The 25202-nt window shown below is 68.1% G+C and carries 26 protein-coding genes; 19 read left to right on the forward strand and 7 right to left on the reverse strand.

Annotated elements, in window-relative coordinates:
• Positions 1–64 precede the first annotated feature (64 nt).
• The 4 genes from HBK84_RS02550 to HBK84_RS02565 all read left to right on the forward strand — a co-directional run bounded on the left by HBK84_RS02550 (position 65) and on the right by HBK84_RS02565 (position 4331).
• Positions 65–1045 (forward strand): Ppx/GppA family phosphatase, encoded by a 981-nt coding sequence (locus HBK84_RS02550; protein WP_167318108.1) that lies wholly within the window; start codon positions 65–67, stop codon positions 1043–1045.
• On the forward strand, positions 1042–1845 hold the full coding sequence (locus HBK84_RS02555; RefSeq protein WP_167318109.1) for a sugar phosphate isomerase/epimerase: 804 nt from the start codon (positions 1042–1044) through the stop codon (positions 1843–1845). Before HBK84_RS02550 ends, HBK84_RS02555 begins: the two co-directional genes overlap by 4 nt.
• A gap of 500 nt (positions 1846–2345) precedes the next feature.
• On the forward strand, positions 2346–3185 hold the full coding sequence (gene proC, locus HBK84_RS02560) for a pyrroline-5-carboxylate reductase (RefSeq protein WP_167318110.1): 840 nt from the start codon (positions 2346–2348) through the stop codon (positions 3183–3185).
• Positions 3186–3233: 48 nt separating this feature from the next.
• A complete protein-coding gene (locus HBK84_RS02565; protein WP_167318111.1) occupies positions 3234–4331 on the forward strand; it encodes a YbdK family carboxylate-amine ligase in 1098 nt (365 codons plus the stop codon).
• A 173-nt stretch (positions 4332–4504) separates the two neighbouring features.
• Here HBK84_RS02565 and HBK84_RS02570 read toward each other — a convergent pair whose 3' ends face one another.
• Together HBK84_RS02570 and HBK84_RS02575 are read right to left on the reverse strand one after the other, a co-directional pair.
• Entirely contained in the window at positions 4505–5173 is a 669-nt protein-coding gene (locus HBK84_RS02570) for a TrkA family potassium uptake protein (RefSeq protein ID WP_035965130.1), read from the reverse strand.
• Positions 5166–6611, reverse strand: coding sequence for a TrkH family potassium uptake protein (locus HBK84_RS02575; protein ID WP_085106228.1), 1446 nt, complete (start codon positions 6609–6611; stop codon positions 5166–5168). The genes HBK84_RS02570 and HBK84_RS02575 overlap by 8 nt, the downstream gene beginning before the upstream one ends.
• A 147-nt stretch (positions 6612–6758) precedes the next feature.
• Here HBK84_RS02575 and HBK84_RS02580 point away from each other — a divergent pair, with 147 nt between their 5' ends.
• From HBK84_RS02580 to ccsB, 11 genes are all read left to right on the forward strand, one after another.
• Entirely contained in the window at positions 6759–7970 is a 1212-nt protein-coding gene (locus HBK84_RS02580) for an acetoin utilization protein AcuC (protein WP_240919069.1), read from the forward strand.
• Between the two features lie 87 nt (positions 7971–8057).
• Entirely contained in the window at positions 8058–9104 is a 1047-nt protein-coding gene (locus tag HBK84_RS12620; protein WP_206069183.1) for a metalloregulator ArsR/SmtB family transcription factor, read from the forward strand.
• Between the two features lie 37 nt (positions 9105–9141).
• Positions 9142–10482 carry an NADP-specific glutamate dehydrogenase gene (gene gdhA / locus HBK84_RS02590; protein ID WP_085106230.1) on the forward strand — a complete coding sequence of 447 codons (1341 nt, stop codon included), beginning with the start codon at positions 9142–9144 and terminating at the stop codon, positions 10480–10482.
• 87 nt (positions 10483–10569) lie between these two features.
• Positions 10570–11412 carry a FadR/GntR family transcriptional regulator gene (locus HBK84_RS02595; RefSeq protein ID WP_085106231.1) on the forward strand — a complete coding sequence of 281 codons (843 nt, stop codon included), beginning with the start codon at positions 10570–10572 and terminating at the stop codon, positions 11410–11412.
• A 151-nt stretch (positions 11413–11563) separates the two neighbouring features.
• The gene (locus tag HBK84_RS02600; RefSeq protein ID WP_005504750.1) at positions 11564–11662 is read left to right on the forward strand and encodes a 30S ribosomal protein bS22; all 99 of its coding nucleotides are present in this window, start codon (positions 11564–11566) and stop codon (positions 11660–11662) included.
• Positions 11663–11746: 84 nt separating this feature from the next.
• Positions 11747–12214 (forward strand): glutaredoxin family protein, encoded by a 468-nt coding sequence (locus HBK84_RS02605; RefSeq protein WP_240919070.1) that lies wholly within the window; start codon positions 11747–11749, stop codon positions 12212–12214.
• Positions 12215–12297: 83 nt separating this feature from the next.
• The gene (locus tag HBK84_RS02610; protein ID WP_085106233.1) at positions 12298–12969 is read left to right on the forward strand and encodes a histidine phosphatase family protein; all 672 of its coding nucleotides are present in this window, start codon (positions 12298–12300) and stop codon (positions 12967–12969) included.
• 41 nt (positions 12970–13010) lie between these two features.
• Complete coding sequence (locus tag HBK84_RS02615) at positions 13011–13649, forward strand: TlpA family protein disulfide reductase (protein ID WP_370520575.1); 639 nt, start codon at positions 13011–13013, stop codon at positions 13647–13649.
• Positions 13646–14404, forward strand: a complete 759-nt coding sequence (locus tag HBK84_RS02620; protein WP_167318112.1) for a cytochrome c biogenesis CcdA family protein — start codon at positions 13646–13648, stop codon at positions 14402–14404. The genes HBK84_RS02615 and HBK84_RS02620 overlap by 4 nt, the downstream gene beginning before the upstream one ends.
• Positions 14401–16074, forward strand: a complete 1674-nt coding sequence (locus tag HBK84_RS02625; RefSeq protein ID WP_085106235.1) for a cytochrome c biogenesis protein ResB — start codon at positions 14401–14403, stop codon at positions 16072–16074. Before HBK84_RS02620 ends, HBK84_RS02625 begins: the two co-directional genes overlap by 4 nt.
• 4 nt (positions 16075–16078) lie before the next feature.
• On the forward strand, positions 16079–17233 hold the full coding sequence (gene ccsB / locus HBK84_RS02630; protein WP_240505566.1) for a c-type cytochrome biogenesis protein CcsB: 1155 nt from the start codon (positions 16079–16081) through the stop codon (positions 17231–17233).
• Between the two features lie 103 nt (positions 17234–17336).
• Here ccsB and HBK84_RS12795 read toward each other — a convergent pair whose 3' ends face one another.
• Positions 17337–17918, reverse strand: a complete 582-nt coding sequence (locus HBK84_RS12795; RefSeq protein ID WP_240919071.1) for a PLDc N-terminal domain-containing protein — start codon at positions 17916–17918, stop codon at positions 17337–17339.
• A gap of 242 nt (positions 17919–18160) precedes the next feature.
• Between HBK84_RS12795 and HBK84_RS02640 the strand changes: the two genes are divergently transcribed.
• The gene (locus tag HBK84_RS02640; RefSeq protein ID WP_167318113.1) at positions 18161–18439 is read left to right on the forward strand and encodes a DUF4229 domain-containing protein; all 279 of its coding nucleotides are present in this window, start codon (positions 18161–18163) and stop codon (positions 18437–18439) included.
• A 93-nt stretch (positions 18440–18532) separates the two neighbouring features.
• Here HBK84_RS02640 and HBK84_RS02645 read toward each other — a convergent pair whose 3' ends face one another.
• The 4 genes from HBK84_RS02645 to HBK84_RS02660 form a co-directional block, all read right to left on the reverse strand.
• The gene (locus HBK84_RS02645; RefSeq protein WP_144997352.1) at positions 18533–19417 is read right to left on the reverse strand and encodes a 1,4-dihydroxy-2-naphthoate polyprenyltransferase; all 885 of its coding nucleotides are present in this window, start codon (positions 19415–19417) and stop codon (positions 18533–18535) included.
• A gap of 228 nt (positions 19418–19645) precedes the next feature.
• A complete protein-coding gene (locus tag HBK84_RS02650; RefSeq protein ID WP_144997354.1) occupies positions 19646–20158 on the reverse strand; it encodes a 2'-5' RNA ligase family protein in 513 nt (170 codons plus the stop codon).
• Between the two features lie 95 nt (positions 20159–20253).
• On the reverse strand, positions 20254–21474 hold the full coding sequence (locus tag HBK84_RS02655; RefSeq protein ID WP_167318114.1) for an AMP-binding protein: 1221 nt from the start codon (positions 21472–21474) through the stop codon (positions 20254–20256).
• Positions 21475–21484: 10 nt separating this feature from the next.
• A complete protein-coding gene (locus HBK84_RS02660) occupies positions 21485–22435 on the reverse strand; it encodes a 1,4-dihydroxy-2-naphthoyl-CoA synthase (RefSeq protein ID WP_167318115.1) in 951 nt (316 codons plus the stop codon).
• A gap of 157 nt (positions 22436–22592) precedes the next feature.
• On the opposite strand from HBK84_RS02660, the gene HBK84_RS02665 reads away from it, so the two are divergent.
• From HBK84_RS02665 to HBK84_RS02675, 3 genes are all read left to right on the forward strand, one after another.
• Positions 22593–23330, forward strand: a complete 738-nt coding sequence (locus HBK84_RS02665) for a GntR family transcriptional regulator (RefSeq protein WP_167318116.1) — start codon at positions 22593–22595, stop codon at positions 23328–23330.
• A gap of 144 nt (positions 23331–23474) precedes the next feature.
• Positions 23475–24365 carry a 5-deoxy-glucuronate isomerase gene (iolB, locus tag HBK84_RS02670; RefSeq protein ID WP_167318117.1) on the forward strand — a complete coding sequence of 297 codons (891 nt, stop codon included), beginning with the start codon at positions 23475–23477 and terminating at the stop codon, positions 24363–24365.
• A gap of 7 nt (positions 24366–24372) precedes the next feature.
• Complete coding sequence (locus HBK84_RS02675) at positions 24373–25137, forward strand: sulfite exporter TauE/SafE family protein (protein ID WP_240919072.1); 765 nt, start codon at positions 24373–24375, stop codon at positions 25135–25137.
• Positions 25138–25202: the final 65 nt, after the last annotated feature.

Below are 25202 nucleotides of genomic sequence, written 5' to 3' on the forward strand. Positions count from 1 at the left end.
CGCGATCCGGTCCGGCCCAACGGCCCCCACCCAACGCCTCCACCCAGCGAGCGAAGGAACTCACATGCGGCTCTCCGTCCTGGACGTCGGCTCCAACACGGTGCACCTGCTCCTGCTGGACGTCTACCCGGGGTCGCGGCCGGAACCGTACGCGTCCCACAAGATGGCGCTACGGCTCGTGGACTACCAGGACGACGACGGTCGGATCACGGACGAGGGCCGTGACCTGCTCACCAGGTTCGTGGTGGAGGCGCGTGACTTTGCCGTGGAGCACCGCGCGGAGGACCTGCTCGCGTTCGCGACCTCCGCGATCCGGGAGGCCACCAACGGCAACGCCGTGCTGGACCACGTCCAGTCCACGTCCGGGGTCACGCTCACGGAACTGTCCGGGGACCAGGAGGCAGCCGTGACGTTCTCCGCGGTGCGCCGCTGGTTCGGCTGGGGCGCCGGACGCGTCCTGGATTTCGACATCGGCGGAGGGTCCTTCGAGATGGCGATCGGCACCAACGCGTTGCCCACGGTCGCCACGTCCGTCCCGCTCGGTGCGGGTCGGCTGTACCGGGCATATCTCGCGGGGTACGACGTCGCACCCCCGGCCCGCTTCAAGGCCTTGCGCAAGCACGTGCGCACCACGCTGCGTCCCGCCGTGGACCGGATCGCCGCCGGGGGACAACCGAATCTGGTCGCGGGCACGTCCAAGACGTTCCGCTCGCTCGCGCGGATCTGCGGGGCGGCGCCGTCGGGCCAGGGACCGTACGTGCAACGCGTCATGCACCTGGAGGACCTACGCTTGTGGACGCGGCGCATGGAGGCCATGACCGTGGCCGAACGCGCGGACCTGCCCGGTGTCTCCGAACACCGTGCCGCGCAGGTGGTGGCCGGGGCGATCGTCGCGGAGACCGCCATGGACCTGCTCAAGGTGGAGTCGCTGCGGATCTCCCCGTGGGCCCTGCGGGAAGGACTCATCCTGCGGCGCATGGACCGGCTGCTGCGGGACTCCACGAGCTCGACCGTCGATCCCAAGGACCTGGTGACCAGCTCATGACCGACACACCCGTCTACCGCCCGCACGTGGCCCTGTCCACGAGTTCGCTGTACCCGCAGGGTGTCCCCGAGACGTTCGACGCCGCCCAGCGCCTGGGCTACGACAGCGTGGAAGTGCTCGTGACCCACGAGCGCATGAGTCAGCTGACCCACCAACTGCTGGACAACATCCAGAAGTACCAGCTGCCCATCTCCACGATCCACGCGCCCACGCTGCTGTTCACGCAACAGGTGTGGGGCAAGGCGTGGACCAAGATCCAGATGGCCGCCAAGCTCACGCACCAGGTGGGCGCGGAAGTCGTGGTGGCCCACCCGCCGTTCCGGTGGCAGCGCAAGTACGCGCGCAACTTCGTGGCCGGTGTGCGTGAGGTCTCCCGGATGACCGACACCAAGATCTCCGTGGAGAACATGTACCCGTGGCGCGTGGGCGGGCGTGAGGCCGTCGTCTACTCGCCGCATTACAGCCCCCTGGGTCAGGACTACGACTGGGTCACGTGGGACTTCTCCCACGCGGCCACCGCCAAGATGGATTCGCTCGCGGCCGTCAAGGAACTCGGTTCCCGGTTGGGCCACGTGCACCTCACGGACGGTTCCGGTCAAACCATGGCAGACGAGCACCTCCTGCCGGGGCGGGGCGTACAACCGGTCGCCAAGACCCTCGAGTACCTGCGTGATCAGCGCTGGCAGGGTGTGGTGGGGGTCGAGGTCTCTACACGCAAGACCAAGGACGCGGACGAGCGGGACGAGTGGCTCGCCGAAGCCCTGTCTTTCGCGCGCCGCCACATGACGGTGGAGGGCTAGCCCGTCGGACCCCGGACCCGGTGCACCGCGGCGGGCCGGCGCCGCCACCCCTTCCGCCTCACACCGCCTTGCACCGCCACCCGTCCATGGTGGCGCGCACATCTGCGCTGCGATACGCACGGTTTCGGCCCCGAATCCGTGCGTTCTGCAGCGAGGATGTCCCGGGCCGCACCGGCGTGGGAGCGGGCTGAGGTTGCCGCTTCCGCCCGGTCACCAGGGGCGGATACACATAAGTCCCGGAACAGCCGCCTGGACACGGGATCCGTGTCTTTTCGGGCCATGAATGTTCGCAGCCGCGGGGCGCGGTGCTTCCCCGGCCCCGTATGGAGTGCTCCCCGCCGACCCCCACGGCACGGAGTCCCATCCGGCGCGCTCGCGGGGACCGTCCGTCGCGCGATACCGTTCAAGGAGAGTTCCGTGACCGCAACAACACCCCGTGAGCCATACTGCGCGGCAACAGCACGAGAGGGCCCCCGGACGGGTGTGAAAGGACTGATGGCATGAGCGAGCTGACCCTGGCGTTCCTGGGAACCGGTTCCATGAACGGTGCGATCCTGCGAGGGGTCCTGGCGGGCGGCACCGAGAAGGGGGCGGTGCGCGCGACGACCCGATCGGCGTCGTCGGGGGAAGAGCTGCGTGACGAGACCGGCGTGTCCGTGTTCGCGGGCGAGGAGGACGCGGAGGCGAACCGCACTGCCGTGAAGGGCGCGGACGTCGTGCTGCTGGGGGTCAAGCCGTACGCGATCCTGGACCTGGCGCGCGAGATCGCACCCGCTCTGGACCCCGGGACCGTGGTGGTGTCCGTGGCCGCCGGTGTCACGCTGGACGCCCTGCAGAAGGCCCTGCCGCAGGGGCAGCCGGTAGTGCGCTCGATGCCCAATACGCCGTCGAGCGTGGGCCGTGGCGTGCTGTCCGTGACCCCGGGTGAGCACGTGTCCCGCGAGCAGCTGGACGCGGTGAAGGACGTGCTGGCCGCCGTGGGCACGGTCGTGGAGGTGCCCGAGAACCTGATCCGCGCGGTCACGGGTGTGTCCGGCTCGGGCCCCGCGTACGTGTTCTACCTGGCCGAGGCCATGCAGCACGCGGGGGAGCAGCTGGGCCTGGACCCGGAGACGGCGCGCGTGCTCGCGAAGGAGACGGTCTCCGGCGCGGGCGTCCTGCTCGCTCCCGACGACGCTGATCCCGCCGCCCTGCGCAAGGCCGTCACCAGCCCGGGCGGCACCACGGAGCAGGCGATCACCACGTTCGACGAGAAGGGCCTGCGCGAGATCATCACGGCCGGCGCGGAGGCGTCCGCGACGAGGGGTGACCACATGGAGAAGGAATACGGCGGCGAATGACGCGAACCGCCCGGCCCACCACACGAGACCACGCAAGGCGGTAGCACCATGAGCACGTTCGGCATCGAGGAAGAGTTCCTGCTGGTGGACCGCGGGGACAACCTCCCCGCACGGCCCACGCCGGAACAGTCGGCGCAACTGATGTCGCTGACCGCTGGCGGCGGTGCGGCCACCCCGGAATGGCTCTCGTGTCAGGTCGAGGAGACCTCCCCGGTGTTCCGCGACGCCGCCACGGCAGTGGACTCGCTCGTGGAGTTCCGCACGGCGCTGCGCGAGGCCACGAACGCCATGGGCATGGACGTGGTGGGCGTCGCCGCAGCCCCGGACGTGCGGCCCGAGCCCGCGCAGATCACCCACGACGCCCGCTACCAGCGACTTGCCGGCCAGACCCCGGCCATCGCGGCGGACCAGTACATCAGCGGGATGCACGTGCACCTGGGGTTCCCGGGCCTGGAGGCCGCGGTGCGCGCCCTGAACGGGCTGCGGGGCTGGTTGCCCGTGCTCGTGGCCATCGGTGCGAACTCGCCCGTGTGGCGGGGCGTGGAATCCGGGTTCGAGAGCTGGCGTTCCATCCACTATCGCCGCTGGATGACCAACGGCGTGCCGCCCCACTTCCAGGACCTGCACGACTACGACTCGCGCGTGGCCATGCTCACTGCGTTCGACGCCGTGGAGGGCCCCGCGAGTCTCAGCTGGCTCGCCCGGTTGTCCCACCGCCACGGCACCCTGGAGATCCGCGCGTGCGACGTCCAGTTGGAGGCCCAGGACTCGGTGGCCATCGCGGTGCTCACGCGCGCCCTCGCGAACTACGCGCTCGAGACACCGCCCGCGGTCGCGTTCCCCCAGGAGTACCTGGACATCGCACTGTGGCAGTCCGCCCGGTGGGGGCTGAGCGGTCGGCTTTTGGATCCTGTCACGGCCACCCTGGTCCCGGCCGAGGAACTCGTGAGCACCCTGCTGGAACGGGTGAGCGGGCACTACACCTCGCAGGAGGACCGTCGCTTCGCCGAGGCGGGGGTGCGCCACATCCTCGAGCGCGGAAATGGGGCGAGCCGTCAGCGCCGGGCGTTCGGCCGCGCCGGCGTCCCCGGGATCATGGCGCTCGCCACGCGGGCCATGACGGCCGCGCCGTCGGATGCTGAGTAACGCGGGGTAGCGTCACGCGCGTACGCCGTAGCGTGGGACGACGTCGCTCGGGGGCGTCGGTCACGCCGGTCACCGAGGAGCGCGTGCCGGTCGACGCTGACCGACGCTGACCGGCGCCGACCGGCGTCGGGCCGTGATGCCGGATCACAACGGCCCGCCGAGACGCAACCGGGTCAGGGGCGTGCGGCGAACCGTTCGATCAGGTCAACGTGCCCGGACACGATGAGCAGGTCCCGCGAGCTGACCGTGGTGTCCGGGCGGGCGTAGGTGAAGTCCTCGCCCGGGGACTTCACACCCACCACGGTCACGCCGTACTTGGAGCGGATGTCGGACTCGCCCAGCGTGAACCCCTGCGTCTCCCGGGGCGGGTACATCTTGACGATCGCGAAGTCGTCGTCGAACTCGATGTAGTCCAGGAGCCGCCCGGAGACCAGGTGGGCGGTGCGGCGCCCGGCGTCGGCCTCGGGGAAGATCACGTGGTGGGCGCCGATGCGCGCGAGGATCTTGCCGTGGGCGGGGGAGATGGCCTTGGCCCAGATCCGGTCGATCCCCAGGTCCACGAGGTTCGCGGTGGTCAGCACCGAGGACTCGATGGACGTGCCCACACCCACCACGGCGGAGGAGAACTCGGCGGCGCCGAGCTGGCGCAGGGCGTCGATGTCCGTGGCGTCGGCCTCGACTACGTGGGTGAGCTGGCCGGACATCTTCTGCACGAGGGCGGCGTCGCGTTCCACGCCGAGGACCTCGCGCCCCTGCTGGATCAGCTGCAGGGCCGTGGCCGAGCCGAAGCGCCCGAGGCCCACCACCAGGACGGGGACGGAGTGGGAGGAGTTCTTAGCCAATGATAGGCCTCTCTTCCGGGTACGTGTAGAGCCGGCGCCGCGAGCGCAGGGCCAGGGCCGTGGCCACGGTGTTGGTACCGATGCGGCCGATGAGCATGATGACGGACAGCACGTACTTCCCGGCGTCCGGGGCGCCCGCGGACACACCGGTGCTGAGACCGCACGTGGCGTACGCGGAGATGACCTCGAACAGTACGTGGTCCAGGGGCATGTGGGTCAGGGCGACCATGATGCTCGAACCCAGCAGCACCACGGAGGCGCCCATCATGATCACGGAGATCGCGATGCGCAGCACGGAGTCAGGGATGGTGCGGAAGAACGCGATCACGGACTGGTCGCCGCGGGCCTCCGCGAGGATGGCCAGGAAGACGACGGCGAGTGTGGTCACCTTGATCCCACCGGCCGTGGACGCGGAACCGCCGCCGGCGAACATCATGGCGTCCGTGAGCAACAGCGTGACCTGGGACGTGTCGGTCATGTCCACCAGGTTGAAACCGCCCGAGCGCATCATCACGGACGCGAAGAACCCCTGGAAGATCCGCTCGGGGACGGACTGTCCGCCCAGGGTGTCCGGGTTGGCCCACTCGATGGCCGTGAACAGCACCCACGCCAGCAGCAACAGTGCGGCGGTGGTGACCACGGTGAGTTTGGCGTTGAGGTTCCACCGGGTGAACCGGAACCCCACCTGACGCAGCACCAAGATCACGGGGAAGCCCAGGGACCCCACGATCACCCCGATGCACACGGGCAGCAGGATGAGCCACGCGGTGGGCCCGGCGTGGTCGTAGGGCACGAGCCCGTCCGTGTGGGGCGTGAACCCGGCGTTGTTGAAGCTCGAGATCGCGTAGAACACCCCGTGCCACAGGGCCGTTCCCAGGGGTTCTCCTTCGGCGAGGAACCCCACGGAGAGCACGAGCGCCAGGGCGGCCTCGATGCTCACGGAGGTGATCACGATGATCTGCAGCAGCGAGCCGACCTCACCCAAGCGCCCGATGTTGAGGGCCTCCTGAGTGATGAGCTTGGACTTGAGCCCGAGCTTGCGCCCGATGGCCAGCGCCAGGATGGACGTGAGCGTCAGGGTGCCCAGACCGCCCACTTGAATGGCGATCAGGATGACTACCTGGCCGAACACGGACCACTGCGCGGCCGTGGACACCGTGGTCAGTCCGGTCACGGTCACGGCGGAGGTCGCGGTGAACACGGCGTCCACGAACCGGGTCTCCTGACCGGGATTGGCGGACAAGGGCAGCCACAACAGGGCCGCGAAGCCCAGGTCCACGATCACGAACACGATCACCGCGAGCCGCGCGGGCGAGGAACTCGCGATCTGGTCCACGAAGTCCCGGATGCCTCGCGCCGTGCGTGTGGTCAGCGGTTCATCGGAGGGCGCGGGGGATGCAGGCTCCTCGACGGCGTTGGGTTGTTCGAGCTCGCTCACGGCACCTCCTCGCGGGATCCGATGGACGGTCGGGTCACGCGGAATCCTACGGTCCCGCGGGGGTGGATCGGCGCAACGACCCCTAGTATCCCCCGTCACAGTGCGCTGCAGCGACTGCCGCACGCGCGTGAGTGTTCTAATGGAGGTGTGAGCTCCGCGACAACGGGCAAGGATGCCGTCTACCCCACCAGTGTCTACTGGGATCCCCGGTTGCTCCAGTACGACTTCGGGGACTACCACCCCATGAGCCCCACACGCCTGGACGCGACCATGCGGTTGGTGCACAACCTGGGCCTGGACACCGCGCCCAACGTGCGGGTCACCGTCCCCGAGGTCCCGGACGACTCCGTCCTGGAACTCGTGCACACCAAGACCTACGTGCAGTCCGTGCGCGCCGTCTCGGAGGACCCCACGCGGCAGATCCCCGAATGCGGTTTGGGCACCGAGGACACTCCCGGCTACGAGGGCATCCACGAATCGAGTGCGCGCCTGGTGGGCGGCAGCTACCAGGGTGCCGTGGACCTGCTGAGCGGTTCCGTGGTCCACGCCGTGAACTTCGGCGGTGGCATGCACCATGCCGCGGCGGACAAGGCCTCAGGTTTTTGCGTGTACAACGACTGCGCCGTGGCCATCCAGCATCTCTTGAACAACGGAGTGCAGCGCGTGCTCTACGTGGACGTGGACGGCCACCACGGGGACGGCACCCAGTCGATTTTCTACGACGAGCCCCGCGTGATGACCGTGTCCCTGCACGAGACGGGCCTGTCCCTGTTCCCGGGCACGGGCTTCGCCAACGAGATCGGCTCCGGGGCGGCGGCCGGCACCGCGGTCAACGTGGCCATGCCCACGCGCGCGGACGACTCCCAGTGGCTTCGAGCGTACGACGCCGTGGTCCCCCCGATCGCGCGCGAGTTCCGTCCCGAGGTGATCGTCTCCCAGCACGGCTGTGACTCCCACTTCCAGGACGAATTGACCCATTTACGCATGAGCGTGGACGGGCAGCGTCAGATCGCGTTGGCGGTGTCCGAGCTCGCGGCGGAATTATGTGAGGGCCGGTGGATCGCCACGGGTGGCGGCGGGTACGACTGCCACGACGCCGTTCCCCGCTCGTGGGCGCACCTCGTGGGGGTCGCCTCGGGATACCCCGTGGACGTGAACACGCCGGTCCCGCAGGCGTGGCGCAGCTACATGGCCGAAAAGTACGGCGGGCGCCCGCCCGAGCGCATGGGCGACGACGTCGACATCTGGTGGCGCTCGTGGGAGATCGGCTACGACCCCAGTGACGAGACCGACCGCAGCATCATGGCCACGCGCAAGGAGGTCTTTCCCCAGTGGGGACTGGACCCCTGGTACGACTGACCCTGGCAGGGCTGACGCTGGTGGGACCGACCCGTGACGGGAAGGTCTGATTGGGTCGGGGTGGGCAGCCCGTCTAAGGTGAATCCCATGTCCCACGACGCATATTCCGCCTTGTCCGACCCCACCCGACGCCGCATCCTCACGGCCCTGTGCGGCGGGCCCCAGCCGGTGGGCGAACTGGTCACCGCGCTCGAGGTCTCCCAGCCCACGGTGTCCAAGCACCTCAAGGTCCTGCGCGACGCCGGGATGGTCACCACGCGCGCCCAGGGACAGAAGCGCTTCTACAACCTCACCGCCGAGCCCTTCGTGGCCGTGCTCGACTGGGTGAACGAGCTGGTCGCCGCCGCGAACGAGGCGGACACTCCCGTGACGGATACGCGCGAGTCCGCCCCGGCCGAGGGCGATGAGCCCGCCATGGCGAACGACGTCGCTGCGCAGCTGGCCGTCGACGACGCTGCGCAGCTGACCACGGACGCCTCCGCCGAGTCGACCGACCATGACGCCGCACCGTCGCCCGAGGACGCCCCGCGCCCGGAGCCCGTACGTGTCGAGGCCGCTGACCTCGACGCCGCCCAGGAACCTGTGCGCGAACCCGAGCGGTCCCTGCCGTGGTTCACGGCGGAGGTCACCGACGTCACGACGGAGGCCGCGGAGGCCACCAACACCTCGGACGATCCCGAGGTCCTGGACATCCCCGCTCCCACGGTCACCCCCGGATCCCCGGTCGATGATCCCCGTCCGGAAGAAAATTCAGGCGAAGCAGAGACGCCCGCAGAAGCCGAGTTTTTCAACGAATCATCCCAGGAGTCCGAGAAAGTCGTGCAGTTCAGCTCGGGAGTCACCGAAGAAGATATCAATTCCGCTGATCTGGAGGGCCTGGCCAGCGAGCGGGAGGCCCAGGTCACAGGGGATAGTCTGGACGACGGTGCCCACACCGAGCCCGGTGCGCAGCCCCGTGCCGCGCATGATGCAGAGCCCCACGATGCAGAGCCCCGCGCTGTCTCGCCGGAGACGAACTCGCCCGAGATCGCGGAGCTCATCCGACCTCGCGGGGCCGCGCATCGCCGTCAGAGTGGTCTGCTGTCCACTCTGACGGGTTTCCGGCGCCGCAACCGCGGTTCACGCCGCGGTTGAGTGGGAGCCGCAGACCTTTCAAGAGGGCAGGAGAGACATGCACGAGAAACTGATCCCCATCCGACAGATCGTCACGGCGCGCAACCCGGGTGAGTCCGAGTTCCACCAGGCCGTGGACGAGGTCTTCGAGTCGTTGGGTCCCGTGGTGGCTCGCCATCCGGATCTGTTGGACTCCGCGATCGTGGAGCGTATCTGCGAACCCGAACGTCAGATCATTTTCCGTGTGCCGTGGATGGACGACCAGGGCCAGGTGCACATCAACCGCGGGTTCCGGGTGGAGTTCAACTCCGCGCTGGGTCCTTACAAGGGTGGCTTGCGGTTCCACCCGTCGGTGTACCTGGGCATCGTGAAGTTCCTGGGTTTCGAGCAGATCTTCAAGAATGCGCTGACCGGCATGCCCATCGGCGGCGGCAAGGGTGGATCGGACTTTGACCCGTCCGGGCGCAGTGACGCGGAGATCATGCGGTTCTGCCAGTCCTTCATGACCGAGCTGTACCGCCACATCGGTGAGTACACGGACGTCCCCGCCGGTGACATCGGCGTGGGCGGGCGTGAGATCGGGTACCTCTTCGGTCAGTACAAGCGCATCACCAACCGCTACGAGTCCGGTGTGCTCACGGGCAAGGGCCTGTCCTGGGGCGGTTCGCTCGTGCGCACCGAGGCCACGGGCTACGGTGCGGTGATGTTCGCGGAGGAGATGCTCAAGACCCGCGGGTTGGACCTCGAGGGCCGGGACGTGATCGTCTCCGGTTCGGGCAACGTGGCGATCTACGCGATCGAGCGGGCCCAGTCGCTCGGCGCCAAGGCGCTCACGGCGTCGGACTCGAGCGGTTACGTGGTGGACAGCAATGGCATCGACCTCGAGCTGCTCAAGCAGGTCAAGGAGGTTGAGCGGGCCCGGATCAGCGAGTACGCCGAACGGCGCGGCTCGAGCGCCCGATTCGTCTCCGACGGTTCGGTGTGGGACGTCCCCGGCACGGTCGCGCTGCCGTGTGCCACGCAGAACGAGCTCAACGGCCGTCAGGCCAAGACCCTGCTCGAGAACGGGATCTTGGCCGTCGCCGAGGGTGCCAACATGCCGTGCACCACCGAGGCCGTGCGTCGGTTCCAGGAATCGGACGTGCTGTTCGCGCCGGGTAAGGCCGCCAACGCCGGCGGTGTGGCCACGTCCGCGCTCGAGATGCAGCAGAACGCGTCCCGCGACTCGTGGAGCTTCGACTACACGCAGCAACGCCTGCGGGAGATCATGCGCGGGATCCACGATCGCTGCGCGGAGACCGCCGAGGAGTTCGGGATGCCGGGCAACTACGTGGCCGGTGCGAACATCGCGGGGTTCCTCAAGGTCGCCCGGGCCATGGTGGCCCAGGGCATCATCTGAGCACGGCCGCGTCCGGAGAGCGGCGCGCCAGGCGCCCGACCGTGCCATACGGCGGTCGGGCGCCGTACGACGTTTAGGGTGGGATATATGGCAACGCATCGAGAGGTTCTGCAATGGCTCGAGAACGAGCTGTTCGACGCAAACCTGGTGCTGGGTCAACGACTGCCCACCGACAAGGACCTGGCCGCGATCTTCCGGGTGTCCCGCAACTCCATGCGTGAGACCCTCAAGATCCTGGAGGCCCAGGGCATCGTCAAACTCTTCGAGGGCCCGCACCGCAGCATTCTCCCCATCCTGGTGCGCGAACCGGCCGCGTCCGCGGGTCCCGCACTGCAGTTGCACATAGCGACATCGCAGCACCCGTTGCGTGACATCGTCCAGACTCGCGTGATGCTCGAGACCTCGGCCCTCGAGAACGCCGAGAAGCACAGCATCCCGCGCGAGGAACTGCACGCGATCATGGCGCAGATGGACGAGGACCTGGGGCTCAAGCAGTTCCACCACCTCTACGTGAGCTTCCACATCGCGCTGGTCAAGGCGGGCGGCAACGCGGTGAACGCGGCATTGTTCACCGCCCTGCGGGACTCGATCTACGAGTACACCCTGGCACTCGTGGGTCATGTGCCGCTGTGGAGCACCACGTCCAGCCGCATCCGCGCCGAACACCGGGCCATCGTGGGCGCCCTCGAAGCGGGGGACCACAACCTGGCCGCCCGCCTCGTGGCCGAACACATCACCTACCAGTACGAGGAAGCCGGCGTGGACCCGGACGACTCCCGCGCCTCGGTCGCGGAACCACGCTCGCTGGACCGTGTGGCGTCGTCCCGGGACAAGCGCACGGCCACGCCGCGGGGGCGTTCCGTCACGGAGCAGGACGGGCGGCCAGAGCAGGACGAGGAACTCGACGCCGATCGCCGCGCGAGCGCCTGAGTGCCCGTTTTCGGGCCCGGCGGGGTCGCACGGTAAGGTAGGCCAGTAGTTTGCCGTTAAACGTATGTTGCCCCCGCGCTAGCAGGGGCGGGGCGGTGTTCACCCGCGGCCTCCAGCAAATACCACTGTCCAGAGAACTGTGAGGGATCCTATGGGTTCGGTCATCAAGAAGCGCCGCAAGCGCATGTCCAAGAAGAAGCACCGCAAGCTGCTTCGCAAGACTCGTCACCAGCGCCGTAACAAGAAGTAAGCGCGCCCGTGATAGGCCCCGTTCCCGCTACGGGAACGGGGCCTTCATCGTGTGCGCAGTGTCCGCGTGCGTAGCATGGGCCGCATGACGCAGCAGCCCGTGAGCCCCGACCGTCTCGATCCCGCCCGTCCGGCCGAACCGGGCCCCGCCGTGCAGGCGGAACCCGCAGCGGCGACGACGCGCGGGACGACGATGGCTCCCGCAACGGCGACGGCGCGTGGAACCGGCGCGGGCGCCGGTGCCGCGGGGCGGCAGGACGGGCGCGAGCGACGTCGTACGCCCCTGCTCTCCGGCGCGGACTGGACCCGCCCGCGCCCGGCGCACACAGTGACGCTACTGACCAAACCGGGATGCCATCTGTGCGAGGACGCGCGCGAGGTCGTGACCGGGGTGTGCGAGCAGACGGGCAGCGAGTACCGCGAGCGGGACATCACGGGCGATCCGCAGCTGCTGCGCGACTACGCCGAGTACATCCCCGTGGTCTTCGTGGACGGAGCCCCGTGGGACCGGTTGCGCATCGACGCCGCCCGGTTGCGCGCCGTGCTGTCCTGACGCGCAGTGCTGTCCTGACGGGGTCAGTTCCGTGCCGACGGGACCGATTGGGGGCTGACAGCGGGGTTTGAGACACTGGGGGCATGCCTTCAGCAACCGTTCACCTCCTGCGCCACGGCGAGGTCCACAACCCCGCGCACGTGGTCTACGGGCGGCTCCCGGACTACCACCTGTCCGAGAAGGGCGCTCGGATGGCCGAGGCCGCCGCGGCGGACCTGGCCCGGCGGGTCCAGGATGGCGATCGGATCGTTCTGCTGGCGTGCTCGCCGCTGACCCGCACGCGGGAGACTGCCGCACCCGTGGCCCGCGAGCTGGGGCTCGAGGTACGCACGGACGAGCGGTTGATCGAACCGGCCAACCACTTCCAGGGTCTGCACGTGACCGGGCGTGAGCTCGCCAAGCCCAAGCACTGGCCCTACATGCTCAACCCCTTGCGGCCCTCGTGGGGTGAGCCCTACAAGGCGCAGGTCGAGCGCATGGCACAGGCCGTGCGGGAACTCGCCCGGGACGCGGTGCGCCGCGGTGGCGACGGCGCCCAGGCCGTAGCCGTGTCCCACCAGTTGCCGATCTGGCTCACGCGGTTGTCCGCGCAGGGCCGTCCGTTGCCGCACGACCCGCGGCGGCGTGAGTGCAACCTCGCCTCCCTGACGTCCTTAACGTTCGAGGACGTGGACGCCGCGCAGGTCCCGGAGGTCTCCTACCGGGAACCCGCCGCCCACCTCTATCCAGGCGTCAATCAGCTTCCCGGCTCATAATTGATCTCTCACCCCACGACCTCTTCCCAGGTGTTCTCCCCGTGACTTCTCCGCGTTGTTCATCCGCCCGTTCCCTGCCTGCCCGTGCCCGAGTGCGCACGGGAGCGGTCGCCGTGGTGGTGTGTCTTGGGCTCGCGCTCGCGGGGTGCTCGTCCTCGGGCAACGACAGCCTCGCCCAGCAGGCCAACGCCGGCGGCGATAAGGGCTACGTGGCCGGTGACGGTTCCGTGAGCGAGTACGCGCCGGAGCAGCGCGGGGAGCCCGTGCAGTTCGAGGCCGAGATGTTCGACGGCAGCACCGTGAGCGCCGAGAGCCTGCGCGGCAAGCCCGCCGTCGTGAACTTCTGGTACGCAGGGTGCGCGCCGTGCCGCGCGGAGGCCCCGGACCTCGTGGCCCTGCACCACGAGTACCAGGACCGCGCGCAGTTCCTGGGCGTGAACCTGCGCGACCAGCAGCCCACCGCGGAGGCGTTCGAACGCAACTACGGGGTGGACTACCCCTCCGCGTCCGATCTCAACGGGGCCGTGCTGCTCGCACTGAGCGACTACGTCCCGCCGCAGGCCGTCCCCACGACCCTCGTTCTGGACGAGCAGGGTCGCGTGGCCGCCCGCGTGCTGGGCAAAGCGGACAAATCCACCCTGGACGCCCTGATCAAGGACACGGTGGCTGAGTCCGCATGAACGGCAATCCCTTCGCCGAGGTCGTCCTCGACGGTTCACTGATTGCCGCGCTGCCCGTGGCGCTGCTCGCGGGATTCGTCTCCTTCGCCTCACCGTGCGTGCTGCCCCTAGTGCCCGGGTACCTGGGCTACATCACCGGGCTCACCGGGGTGGACCTGCGGGAACAACGGCGCGGGCGCATCCTCACGGGCGTGGTGCTGTTCGTCCTGGGGTTCTCCGTAGTGTTCGTGCTGATGTCCGTGGTGCTCGCGCAGCTCGGCGCGTTCGCCTGGTTGTTGGGCCAGCAGTGGATCATGGTGGTGCTCGGGATTCTGGTGATGCTCATGGGCGTGGTCTTCATGGGTGGTTTCTCGTGGTTCCAGCGTGACCGCAAGATCGAGCGCCGCCCGCCCCCGGGGCTGTGGGGTGCGCCCCTCCTGGGGATGGCCTTCGGTCTGGGGTGGGCCCCGTGCATCGGCCCGACTTTCGCCGCGGTGCAGGCGCTCGTCTACGTGGACGGCGCGTCCACCGGCAAGGCCGTGGTGCTCACCACCGCCTACTGCCTGGGACTGGGCGTCCCGTTCGTGCTGATCGCTCTGGCGTTGCGCCGGGGCATGGGGGCCATGTCCTTCTTCCGCAGGCACCGTCTCACGCTGCAGCGCGTGGGCGGTGCCGTGCTCGTGCTCATCGGGGCCGCCATGGCCACGGGCGTGTGGTCCGCACTGGTCTCGTGGGTCCAGTCCGAATTCGTAACCGATTGGGTGATGCCGATATGACCGAGACGCGCACGCCACGCCCGAAGAAGGCGCAGCGTTCCGACGTGGAGGTCCCCTCACTGGGTCCCCTCGGCATGGCCCGGTGGGCCTGGCGGCAACTGACCAAGATGTCCACGGCCCTCGTGCTGTTGTTGTTGCTCGCGATCGCCGCGGTCCCGGGATCCCTGTTCCCCCAGCGGGTCCAGGACCCGGACGCGGTGACCAGCTACATCGAGGCGAACCCCACCATGGGTCCGTGGCTGGACCGCCTGCAGCTGTTCGACGTCTTCTCCTCCTACTGGTTCTCCGCGATCTACCTCCTGCTCTTCATCTCGCTCGTGGGCTGCGTGCTCCCGCGCGCCGTCCAGCACTTCAAAGCGTGGCGTTCCAAGCCGCCGCGCACCCCGCGCCGGATCTCCCGGTTGCCGCAGTACCGCAAGGTCATGCTGGGCGGGCGCGACGGCGCTGCCGCACCTTCCCCGGACGACGCCGTCGAGCAGGCCGCCGCCGCCCTGAAGAAGCGCGGCTACCGGGTGCAGACACAGGACCTGGGCTCCGCGGCGCCGTCGGTCGCGGCCGAGCGCGGGATGCTCAAGGAAGTGGGCAACATCCTCTTCCACGTAGCGCTGCTGGGCGTGTTGGTCTCCGTGGCGATCGGTGCCCTGTTCGGGTACAAGGGGCAGAAGATCATCGTGGAGGGGGAGTCCTTCGTGAACACCCTCGTGGACTACGACTCCTTCAACCCAGGGACCAATTTCGACCCGGACTGGCTCAACCCCTTCTCGGTGCGGCTCAACAACTTCCAGGCCACGTTCAACCGGGACACCTCGGATCCCCGGCACTACGGTCAGCCCACCGACTTCAACGCGGACCTGACCGTCACAGACGAACCCGGGGCCACACCCCAGGACGTGAACCTCGCGGTCAACAAGCCCCTCAACGTCAACGGCACCAAGGTGTACCTGGTAGGCAACGGTTACGCGCCCGTGATCCGCGTGACGGACGGGGAGGGCAACGTGGCCTACGAGGGCCCCGTGGTCACGGTCCCCTCGGACTCCGTGTACACGTCCTCGCTGACCCTCAAGGTCCCGGACGCCCGCCCCGATCAGCTCGGGTTCGCGGGGTTGTTGTTGCCCACGGCCGTCTCGGAGCCGGGGGAGATCCCGCGCTCCGCGGACCCCGCGCTGAACAACCCCGCGCTGATCCTGTCCTCGTTCTACGGGGACCTGGGCCTGGACAGCGGGCAACCGCAGAACGTGTACGTGCTCAACACCGAGAACCTCACGGAACTGAACTCCATGACTTCGGCCAACGGCCCGATCCTGCTGGACGGTCAACACCGCGAGGTGCAGTTGCCCAACGGCAAGGGCAGCGTGGAATTCCTGGACGTGAAGCGCTACGTGGGTCTGGACGTGCACAGCGACCCCGGGCGGATCCCCGCGTTCATCTCCTTCGTGCTCGCGTTCATCGGGCTCATCATGAGCCTGTTCATCGCGCGACGGAGGGCGTGGGTGCGGGCCACCACCACGGAGGACGCCAACGGGGTGCGGTGTACTGTTCTGGAGTACGGACTGTTGGCGCGTGGCGAGGACCACCGCTTGGGCGCGGAAGCGGAAAAACTGACAGCTCTGTGGACGTCATTGTGGGAGGACCGCGGCGTGCGGGAGTTCCACCTGAATTCGAAGGCGTGAACTAATGGGTAGCAACATCAACGTGACCTTGGGCAACTGGAGCGAATGGTTCATGCTCCTGGCCGCCATGACCTACCTAGTGGTGTTCGTGGCCTTCGTGTGGGACATGGCCTCCCACTCCAAGACCCTCGGCCTGACTGAACGTGCCCGGCGTGACACCGCCGAGGGCGAGGCCAAGGAACTCGTGGGCGCCACGGCCGCGCATTCCGGGGCCCGGGCGGCGGGTTCCGCCACGGTCGGTTCCACGGTGTCGCGTTCCGCGTTCACTCGCTCTTCCGCCGGGGGTGCGTCCGGCGACGGCGCGGGGACCGGTGAGTCCGTCGCGGATGAGTTCCGGACCTCGGCGGACGGCGCCAAAGGCGTGAACGAGTTCGAGGCGCTGGACTACCAGCACAACAGCCGCCGCCCGGCTGCCCGCGTGGCCGTGACCCTCATGGTCATCGCGTTCCTGCTGCACGCGTTCGCGGTGGTCTCCCGCGGTGTCGCCGCGGACCGTGTGCCGTGGGCCAACATGTACGAGTTCTGCACCACGGGCGCCCTGGTGGTGGCCGGCGTGTACCTCGTGACGCTGTTCTTCAAGGACCTGCGCTTCGTGGGACCCATGGTCTCCGGCCTCGTGCTCATCATGCTGTGTCTGGCCACGATCGCGTTCCCGACCCCCGTGTCCCCCTTGCAGCCCGCACTGCAGTCCTACTGGCTCATCATCCACGTGTCCATCGCGGTCGCGGCCTCCGGGATCTTCACCATCACGTTCGCGATGGCCGTGCTGCAGTTGCTGCAGTCCCGCCGCGAGAAGAAGCTGGCCGCCGGCGAGGACGCCCGTCTGGGCTTCCTGCGGGCCGTGCCCACGTCCGTGACCCTCGAGAACTTCTCGTTCCGGCTCAACTCCGTGGGATTCGTGTTCTGGACCTTCACCCTGGCCGCCGGTGCCATCTGGGCGGATCAGGCCTGGGGTCGGTTCTGGGGCTGGGACACCAAGGAGGTCTGGACCTTCGTGGTGTGGACCGTCTACGCCGCCTACATGCACGCGCGCGTGACCCGCGGCTGGAACGGCAATCGTTCCGCGTGGCTGTCGATCGCGGGCTACCTGTGCGTGGTGTTCAACTTCACGGTGGTCAACACGCTGTTCCCGGGCCTGCACTCGTACTCGGGCCTGTGAGTCCTCCGCGGGCATGAGCCCGTGACATGAGTTCGCGAAACAGGTGAGCCCCGTCCCTCATGGGGCGGGGCTCACGTCATGTTCAGTGGGTATCTCGGGCTCGTTAGCGGGGAGTGGAACCACCGGGACGCGAGTCGTCGCCGCGCGGATCGTCGGGGTCCAGGCCGTCCGCGTCGGGATCGTCCCGGGGGGCGTCTGAGTCTTCCGAGTGGGAGCCGCTGCGGGGGGCGGCGTCGTCCGGGTCGTTCGCGCGGACATCATCCGCCGGGTGGTCGGGGGAGGGAGCAGCGAGGCGCGGGTCGGAGGGATCCAACACCGGTTCCTCGGCGTCGGGGCGTTCGCCCGGGGCGCGACCGGTGCGCTTGAGTTCGTTCTCCCATTCCTGGAGCTTGCGAGCGCGTTCCTGTTGCTTGCGCCGCTCCTCGAGGTTGCGCAGGAACTGGGGGTCGTCGTCCGGGCCGCGGCCGCGCTGGGGTTCGCGGGCGGCGTCGTCCTTGCGGGGGCGGCCGAAGAAGAGCCACAGCACCGCCCCGACCACCGGCAACAGCAGGATCACCAACAGCCAACCCCACTTGGGAATGGCCCGCACGGCGTACTTGTCCGACTGCGCGCACTCGATGAGCGCGTAAATGATGACGCCCACAGCGAGGGCGCCTGCTCCGATGATCAGGATCGCTCTGCCCATGCGGATCATCCTAGGGGAGTGGACTGGGCAGTTCCTCTTCGGGTCAACCTCGCGGGTGCGGGAGCACGTCCCGTCTGGATCGAGCCCGGGCAGGAAGGCGCCCTGACCAGGGCCGGGGCCTTGAGCGGGGAGGGCGTCCGAGGCAGATGCCCCGCACGGGCAACGTCCTGTCCAGATCGGGGCTTCTCGCAGGCAACCACGGTGCCCGGGAAGCACCCAGGGCGGGCCCGTAGAATGGTCGGGTGAACTTCGTGAAGTATTCCCTGCTGCGCCTGGGCATCCTGGTGGTGCTCCTCCTGCTGTGCATGTACCTGGGGCTGGGGTTGGTCTTCTCCGGGATCGCGGCTGTGGTGGCGGCCTTCGCGATCTGCTACATCTTCTTCCCCAAGCTGCATTACGCCGCGGGCCAGGACTTCCACCGATGGATCTCGCGCACCCCCAAGCCCACCAACCGGGTGGCCCTGGAGGACCAGGAGATCGAGGACTCCTACACGGACCGCGAGGCTCGCAAGGACGTCTGAGCGTCCGCTCGCGGGGTTCTGGCCCGGGGCACTTCAGCGGTCGCGATGGCGCACACCCGGAGCGCGACGCCATGATTCAAGCGGTGGGGAGTGTCAGCCCAGGTACTGGTGCACCAGCACTGCGATCGCGTAGAGCACGGTCACGCCCAGGTTGATGAAACCGCACTGCTTGAGCACGGGGATCAGCTCGCGCCGGTCGGTGGTCCTGAGCACGGTCACGGCCGCGCCGATGGCCAGTGGCGTCACGGCATAAATCAGGAGCACCCACGGGTTGTGGGGCACGAGCAGCAACGGCAGGACCATCCCCACGAACAGCTCCGTGGTGAACGTGAGCCGGGCCTTCGGATCGCCCAGACGCACGGCCAGGGTCTTCTTGCCCACGGCGCGGTCCCCGGGGATGTCCCGGACATTGTTGGCCATGAGCAGCGCGCACGCGAACAGCCCGGTGGAGATCGCCAGGACCCACGACTCCAGGTTGAGCCGCCCGGCCTGGGTGATCGTAGTACCCAGGGTGGCCACGAGGCCGAAGAAGATGAACACGAAGAGATCGCCGAGTCCCATGTACCCGTAGGGCTTCTTGCCACCCGTGTAGCCCCATGCCGCGAGGATCGCCAGGACACCCACCGCGGCGAGCCACCACTGGTGGGAGACCACCACGAGCGCGATGCCCGCGAGCGCGGCCAGCCCGAAGCACACGAACGCCGCGGTCTTGACCTCGCGGGGGGATGCCGCACCGGAGCCGGTCAGACGCAACGGGCCCACGCGATCGTCGTCCGTCCCGCGCACGCCGTCCGAGTAGTCGTTGGCGTAGTTCACCCCGATCTGCAGGAACAGCGCGACCAGCAGCGCGAGGACCGCGGGGCCCAACCGTGCGGCAGCCATCCACTGGGCGGCGGCGGTGCCGGCGATCACGGGGGCCGCGGCCATGGGAAGCGTACGCAGACGTGCTCCCTCGACCCACTGAGCTGGTGTGGCCACGGTGCAACCTTTCGAGAACGGGGACGGGTTCGTGTCATTGTTTCACGCGCTGTGCACGTGCACACGTTCCGGGGACACGATGAGCCCAGGCGGTCTCAGCGGCCCGGCCGTGGAGGCGGTCGCGGATTCCGGTCGGGCGCTGGGGCGCCTGAGTGCGTCAGACATGCGCGGTCTCGCCGAGCCCAAGGGATGACGACGGCGCGAACGCGGTAAGCCGCCCGGTCCGGTTCAGCCCACCACCATGGCGGTGACGCGCTGGTCGGGATCCCACCGTCGCAAGCCCGTGATCTCGACCGCGCGCGGTGCGGGCACGTCTGCGAGTACTTCCAAGGCCTTACCCACCTGAGACGCGGTGAGTCGCTTACCCAGGGTCAGGTGCGGAACCCACGGGCGCGCCGGGGGTCGGGACTCCGCCGCGATCCGTTCCAGCTCGCGGACGGCCTCCGTGACCCCGGGTGGCACAATCACCGACTCCGCGAGCACGAACGGCCCGTGCCCCACAGCGAGCAACCCAGGGATGTCCACGGAACACGGCAACAATGCGGAGAACACCTCCCGTGCTCGGGCCAGGACGTGTTCGGGCATCGAGGGCGCGGACAGTGCGGTGATGTGCGGGGCGTTGGACGCACCGCGATGCGTGGCGAGGCTCGGTAGACCGGCCCCGTGCAGTGCCGCCCACCGCGAGCGGATCAGATCATCTGAGGCGGGGGAGAGCACCAGGTCGAGGGAGTGCGCGGGCATGATGTCACCTCGTCCCGTCCGTGGGGTCGTCGCGAAGGACCGCCCGGCCTGTCGCGGTCGGCAGCCACACCCCGGCCCCGTGGAACGCCGGCGCGCTATACATCGGGGCTCGCGAACAACGCTTCGGCGGAACGGCGGTCGGGTTTCCCCGTGGCCAGCATGGGCAGTTGCGCCACGTGACGCCACAGCTTGGGCACCGCGGGGGCTCCGAGCCCGTCCCGGATCGCCGAGGACAGTTCATGCTCCACGGCCTTGAGGTCCGAGCCCTCCCGCAGCGCGATCAACGCCGCGACCGCCTGCCCCCACTCCGGGTGCGGCACAGCGAGCACGAGTGCCTGGCGGACCCGCTCATCACGCTGCAGTTCGGCCGCGACCAGTCCCGCGGAGACCTTCACACCGCCGGTGTTGATGACGTCGTCCGTGCGGCCCAGCACCCTGAGCGTCCCGTCCTCCCGCAGCACACCGAGGTCGTCCGTGCGGTACCAGCGCACGCCGCCGATCACACGGAAGTGGTCCGCGGTCTGGGCGGGATCGTCCAGGTAGCCGTCGGCCACGGCCGCCCCGCCCAGCCAGATCCGGCCCTCCCGGCGCTCGTTCGGGTCGGGTACGGCGCTGGATGGTGCACCGTCGGGGACGATCCCGGCGGTGACGGCGTCGAGCGCGGCGTCGTCGTACACGCAGCCCCCGCACGTCTCCGACATCCCGTATGTGCGCACCACGTGCACGCCCTCGTCCGCGGCGCGCGCGGCGAGGTCGGGGTACAGCGCGGAGCCGCCCACGAGGACGGCATCGAAGCGGGCGAGGGCGGCGACGGCGCGCGGGTCGGGTGCGCCGTCGCGCGGGTCCAGAATGCGCTGCAGCTGCGTAGGCACCACCGAGACGTAGCGCACCGGATGGGTGAGCCGCTGCGCGGCGTCCGCGAACGCGGCGGGGGTGAAATGCTCGGTGGGCATCGCGACCGGGCGCGTGCCCGCAAGCACCGAGCGCGCCAGCACCTGGATGCCCGCGACGTAGTGCGCCGGTAGGCACAGCAACCATTGACCGGGGCCTGCCGTGGCACGCTCGGTGGCGCGACCGGAGGCCGTGAGAGCTTGCGTGCTCAGCACGGTCTTCTTGGGGCGCCCGGTGGAGCCGGACGTCGCCACGACCACCGCAGGGCCCGGTCGGGACAGGGCTGCGGTCAGGCGCGGTACGAGCTCGAGTGGGTCCCCGGGGACGGGCCCGTCCAGGGTGACGACGTCGCTCGGCAGCGCACGCGCCTCGGGTGCCGGCACGGGCTCACCCGGCAACGCGGGATCATTCGGATAATCCGACATGCCGTGATGCTCAGAAGTAGTAGGGGAACGCGGACCAGTCGGGGTCGCGCTTCTGGAGGAAGGCGTCCCGGCCCTCGACGGCCTCGTCGGTCATGTAGCCCATGCGGGTGGCCTCGCCCGCGAAGACCTGCTGGCCCACCATGCCGTCGTCCGGGAGATTGAACGCGTACTTGAGCATCCGCACGGCCTGCGGGGACTGAGCGGTGATCTTACGGGCCCACTCGACGCTCGTCGTCTCGAGGTCCGCGTGCGGGACCACCCGGTTGACCGCGCCCATCAGGTGCATGTCTTCGGCGGAATATTCATCCGCGAGAAAGAAGATCTCTCGTGCGAACTTCTGGCCCACCTGGCGGGCCAGCAAGGCGGAACCGTAGCCGGCGTCGAACGAACCCACGGTCGCGTCCGTCTGCTTGAACTTGCCGTGCTCGCTCGACGCGATGGTGAGGTCGCACACCACGTGCAGCGAGTGGCCGCCGCCAGCGGCCCAACCGGAGACCGCGGCGATCACGACTTTGGGCATCGTGCGGATCAGGCGCTGGACCTCCAGGATGTGCAGGCGTCCGGCGCGGGCCGGGTCGATGGAGTCCGCGGTCTCACCCTCGGCGTAGTGGTAGCCGTCCCGGCCGCGGATGCGCTGATCGCCGCCCGAGCAGAACGCCCACCCGCCGTCCTTGGCGGAGGGGCCGTTGCCCGTGAGGATCACGGCGCCAACATCCGAGGACATCCGGGCGTGATCCAGGCTGCGGTACAGCTCGTCCACGGTCCCGGGACGGAATGCGTTGCGCACCTCGGGCCGGTCGAACGCGATCCGCACCCACGGCAGATCCCTGACCACGTCCCCGTCCCGTTCCACCCCGCGGTGGTAGGTGATGTCCTGCAGGTCCTCGAAGCCCTGCACCGGACGCCACTGCTGCGGGTCGAAGATCTCGGATACCTGCTCGGGAAGCTGCGCGTTGGTCATGGGTACCACTCTAGGCAGGTGGCCGGGGCGGTGCGTTGACGAGCGGGTTGGAACGACCAGGTAGCTCGCAGGGGGAATTTCTCCTAAAGGCCCTATTGACGACTGTCAATATGTACTTACAATGAGACAAACGAATCCGGGTTGCAGTGGGAGAGTCATGTCGTTTCCATCCACCATTTCCATCGATCGGAGCTCGCCCGTCCCTCTGTATCACCAGCTGGTACACGGGATCGAATCCGCCATCACGGAAGGTGAACTGCCGCCGGGGACGATGCTCGAGAACGAGTTGTCACTGGCGAAGAACCTGCATTTGTCGCGTCCTACTGTTCGTAAAGCAATGGACGAATTGGTCCGTTCCGGGCTCCTCGTACGTAAACGGGGCGTAGGCACACAGGTCGTTGCCTCTGAAGTGCGCCGGCCTGTGCGGCTTACTTCTCTCTATGACGATCTCGCTCAGGACGCGTCTCACCCCACTACCTCAGTGCTCTATTTGGAGGAGGTTCCCTCTCCAGCTGAAATTGCCCGAGCACTGAGCATTGATGTGTCAGCACCCGTTTATCGCTTGCGACGTCTCCGACATCGCAACGGCAAGCCGCTCGCGATCATGGAGAACTGGGTGCCTCCGGCGATTGCCACACTGGAACGCGAAGAACTCGAGCGGATGGGGCTGTACGAGATCCTGCGCCGTCAGGGTGTGAATTTCCGTGTGGCCACGCAGAAGATAGGCGCCGCCGTGGCCTCCGCCGAACAGGCCGGTCTACTGGGAACATCCGCGGGCGCTGCCCTTGTGACGATGTCCCGCACGGCCACGGATGACATCGGTCGTCGCGTTGAAACAGGCCGTCACCTCTATCGGGGCGACTCGTACTCGTTCGAATTGACTCTCTCGGCTTGACGCGGGCAGGCGTGCCTCGGCGTCTCTGTCAACCGCTGGCCGTGTTGCCCGTGATGCCTGCAGCACCAACTGAACTATGCCCGCCAAATGCAGTACTGATGAAGGTCCCCGCGATGAGGACCGCAGCAACGGAAGGAATGACCGATGACTGAATGGGTCTATCCCGCAGGGAGTGCGGCTCAGGCGCCGTGGGATCTTTCGATCGGCGGGCACGATTCGCAGCTGGTGATCGAGGGATGGGAACACACCGGGCTTCGAACTTTGACAGCCAGCGAGGTTCCTGTCCATCTGGAAGCTGCGGCCGAGGAACGCATCGTGATCCCTCTGACGGGGGATGTCACGGTGCTCGCGGATGGTGAGATGTACAACCTCAACGGCCGTGACTCGGTGTTTCACGGGCCCACGGATGTGCTGTACACCGGCGTGGGTAAGTCCGTGGAGCTGCGTGCTGAGCCCGGTACGCGCGTGGCGGTGGCGAGCGCGCCCGCCCGAAACGAATACCCCACACGACTGATCCGCAAGAACGAAGCACCACTCGAATTGCGAGGGGCGGGCAATTGCTCCCGCGAGGTTCGCAACTTCGGGACCCCTGCAACCCTCGAGGCGGACCGGTTCATCGTGTGCGAAGTCCTCACCCCTTCCGGTAACTGGTCCTCCTACCCTCCCCACAAGCACGACGAGGAGAAGGAAGGGCGGGAGACTAGACTCGAGGAGATCTACTACTTCGAGACCCGTGTGTCTCCCGAGGCCCCGGCGGAGGCGACTGATGCCGTTGGCTACCAGCGCGTTTACGCGTCTGACGAGCGGCCTATCGATATCACCGCCGAGGTGCGCACGGGTGATGTCGTCCTGGTGCCTTACGGCTGGCACGGCCCCGCAATGGCCCCTCCCGGCTACGACATGTATTACCTCAATGTGATGGCCGGCCCGGGTCCCGTGCGGGAGTGGCTGATCAGCGATGATCCCCATCACGGCTGGGTTCGGCAGCAATGGGACAAGGCCGAGGTGGACTCGCGGCTGCCTTTCGACGAATGATTCCCAGGTGCTTCCCGACCTGACGTGGCTCGCCTGGGTTGGGCTGTTGTGCGGCGCCTTTCTCGTAGGTTTTTCCAAAACGGCAATGCCCGGTATCAACACCCTGGCGGTGGCGCTGTTTGCTGCGACTCTCCCGGCCAGGGCTTCCACGGGGGTGCTGCTCGTGCTGCTGCTCGTGGGGGACTGTTTCGCCCTGTGGAGCTACCGACGATACGCGCACTGGCCCACTCTGGTCCGGATGATGCCGGCGGTGATCGTGGGGCTTGCGCTCGGCGGAGCATTCCTGGCGGTCGCGGGTGACTCTGCCGTGCGGTGCTCCATCGGTTTTCTCCTACTCGTGCTCATGGGGATCACTCTGTGGCAACGTCGCGGGCGCAAGAAAGAGGTGAGCGCTCCCAGTGGTGAAGAATCCCATGCCGCGACGAAGGTTGTGGCGGCGAGCTACGGCACACTGGGCGGGTTCACCACGATGGTTGCGAATGTGGGGGGTCCGGTTATGACTATGTACTTCTTGGCCGCCCGGTTTCCCAAGCGCGCTTTTCTGGGAACTGCGGCCTGGTTCTTCGTGACGATGAACGTTTTGAAGGTGCCTATCTCCGTGTGTCTGGGGCTCCTGACGGCCCATGCTTTGGCAATGGATGCCGTCCTCGTGCCAGGGGTGGTGCTCGGCGCATTGGTGGGGAAATGGGCCTTCGCACGAATCGCGCAGCACGCCTTTGACCGGGCGGTAGTTGCCGTCACCGTACTCGGGGCGTTGTACCTGATTCTTTGATAACCGAAGCGAGCATGTGCTGTCCCGCAGGCGGTGCCTTCGTGGGGGGGTGGTCATCCTCCTGC

This window comes from Kocuria sp. KD4 (assembly GCF_011769905.1).
GTDB classification, from domain to species: Bacteria; Actinomycetota; Actinomycetes; order Actinomycetales; family Micrococcaceae; genus Kocuria; species Kocuria marina.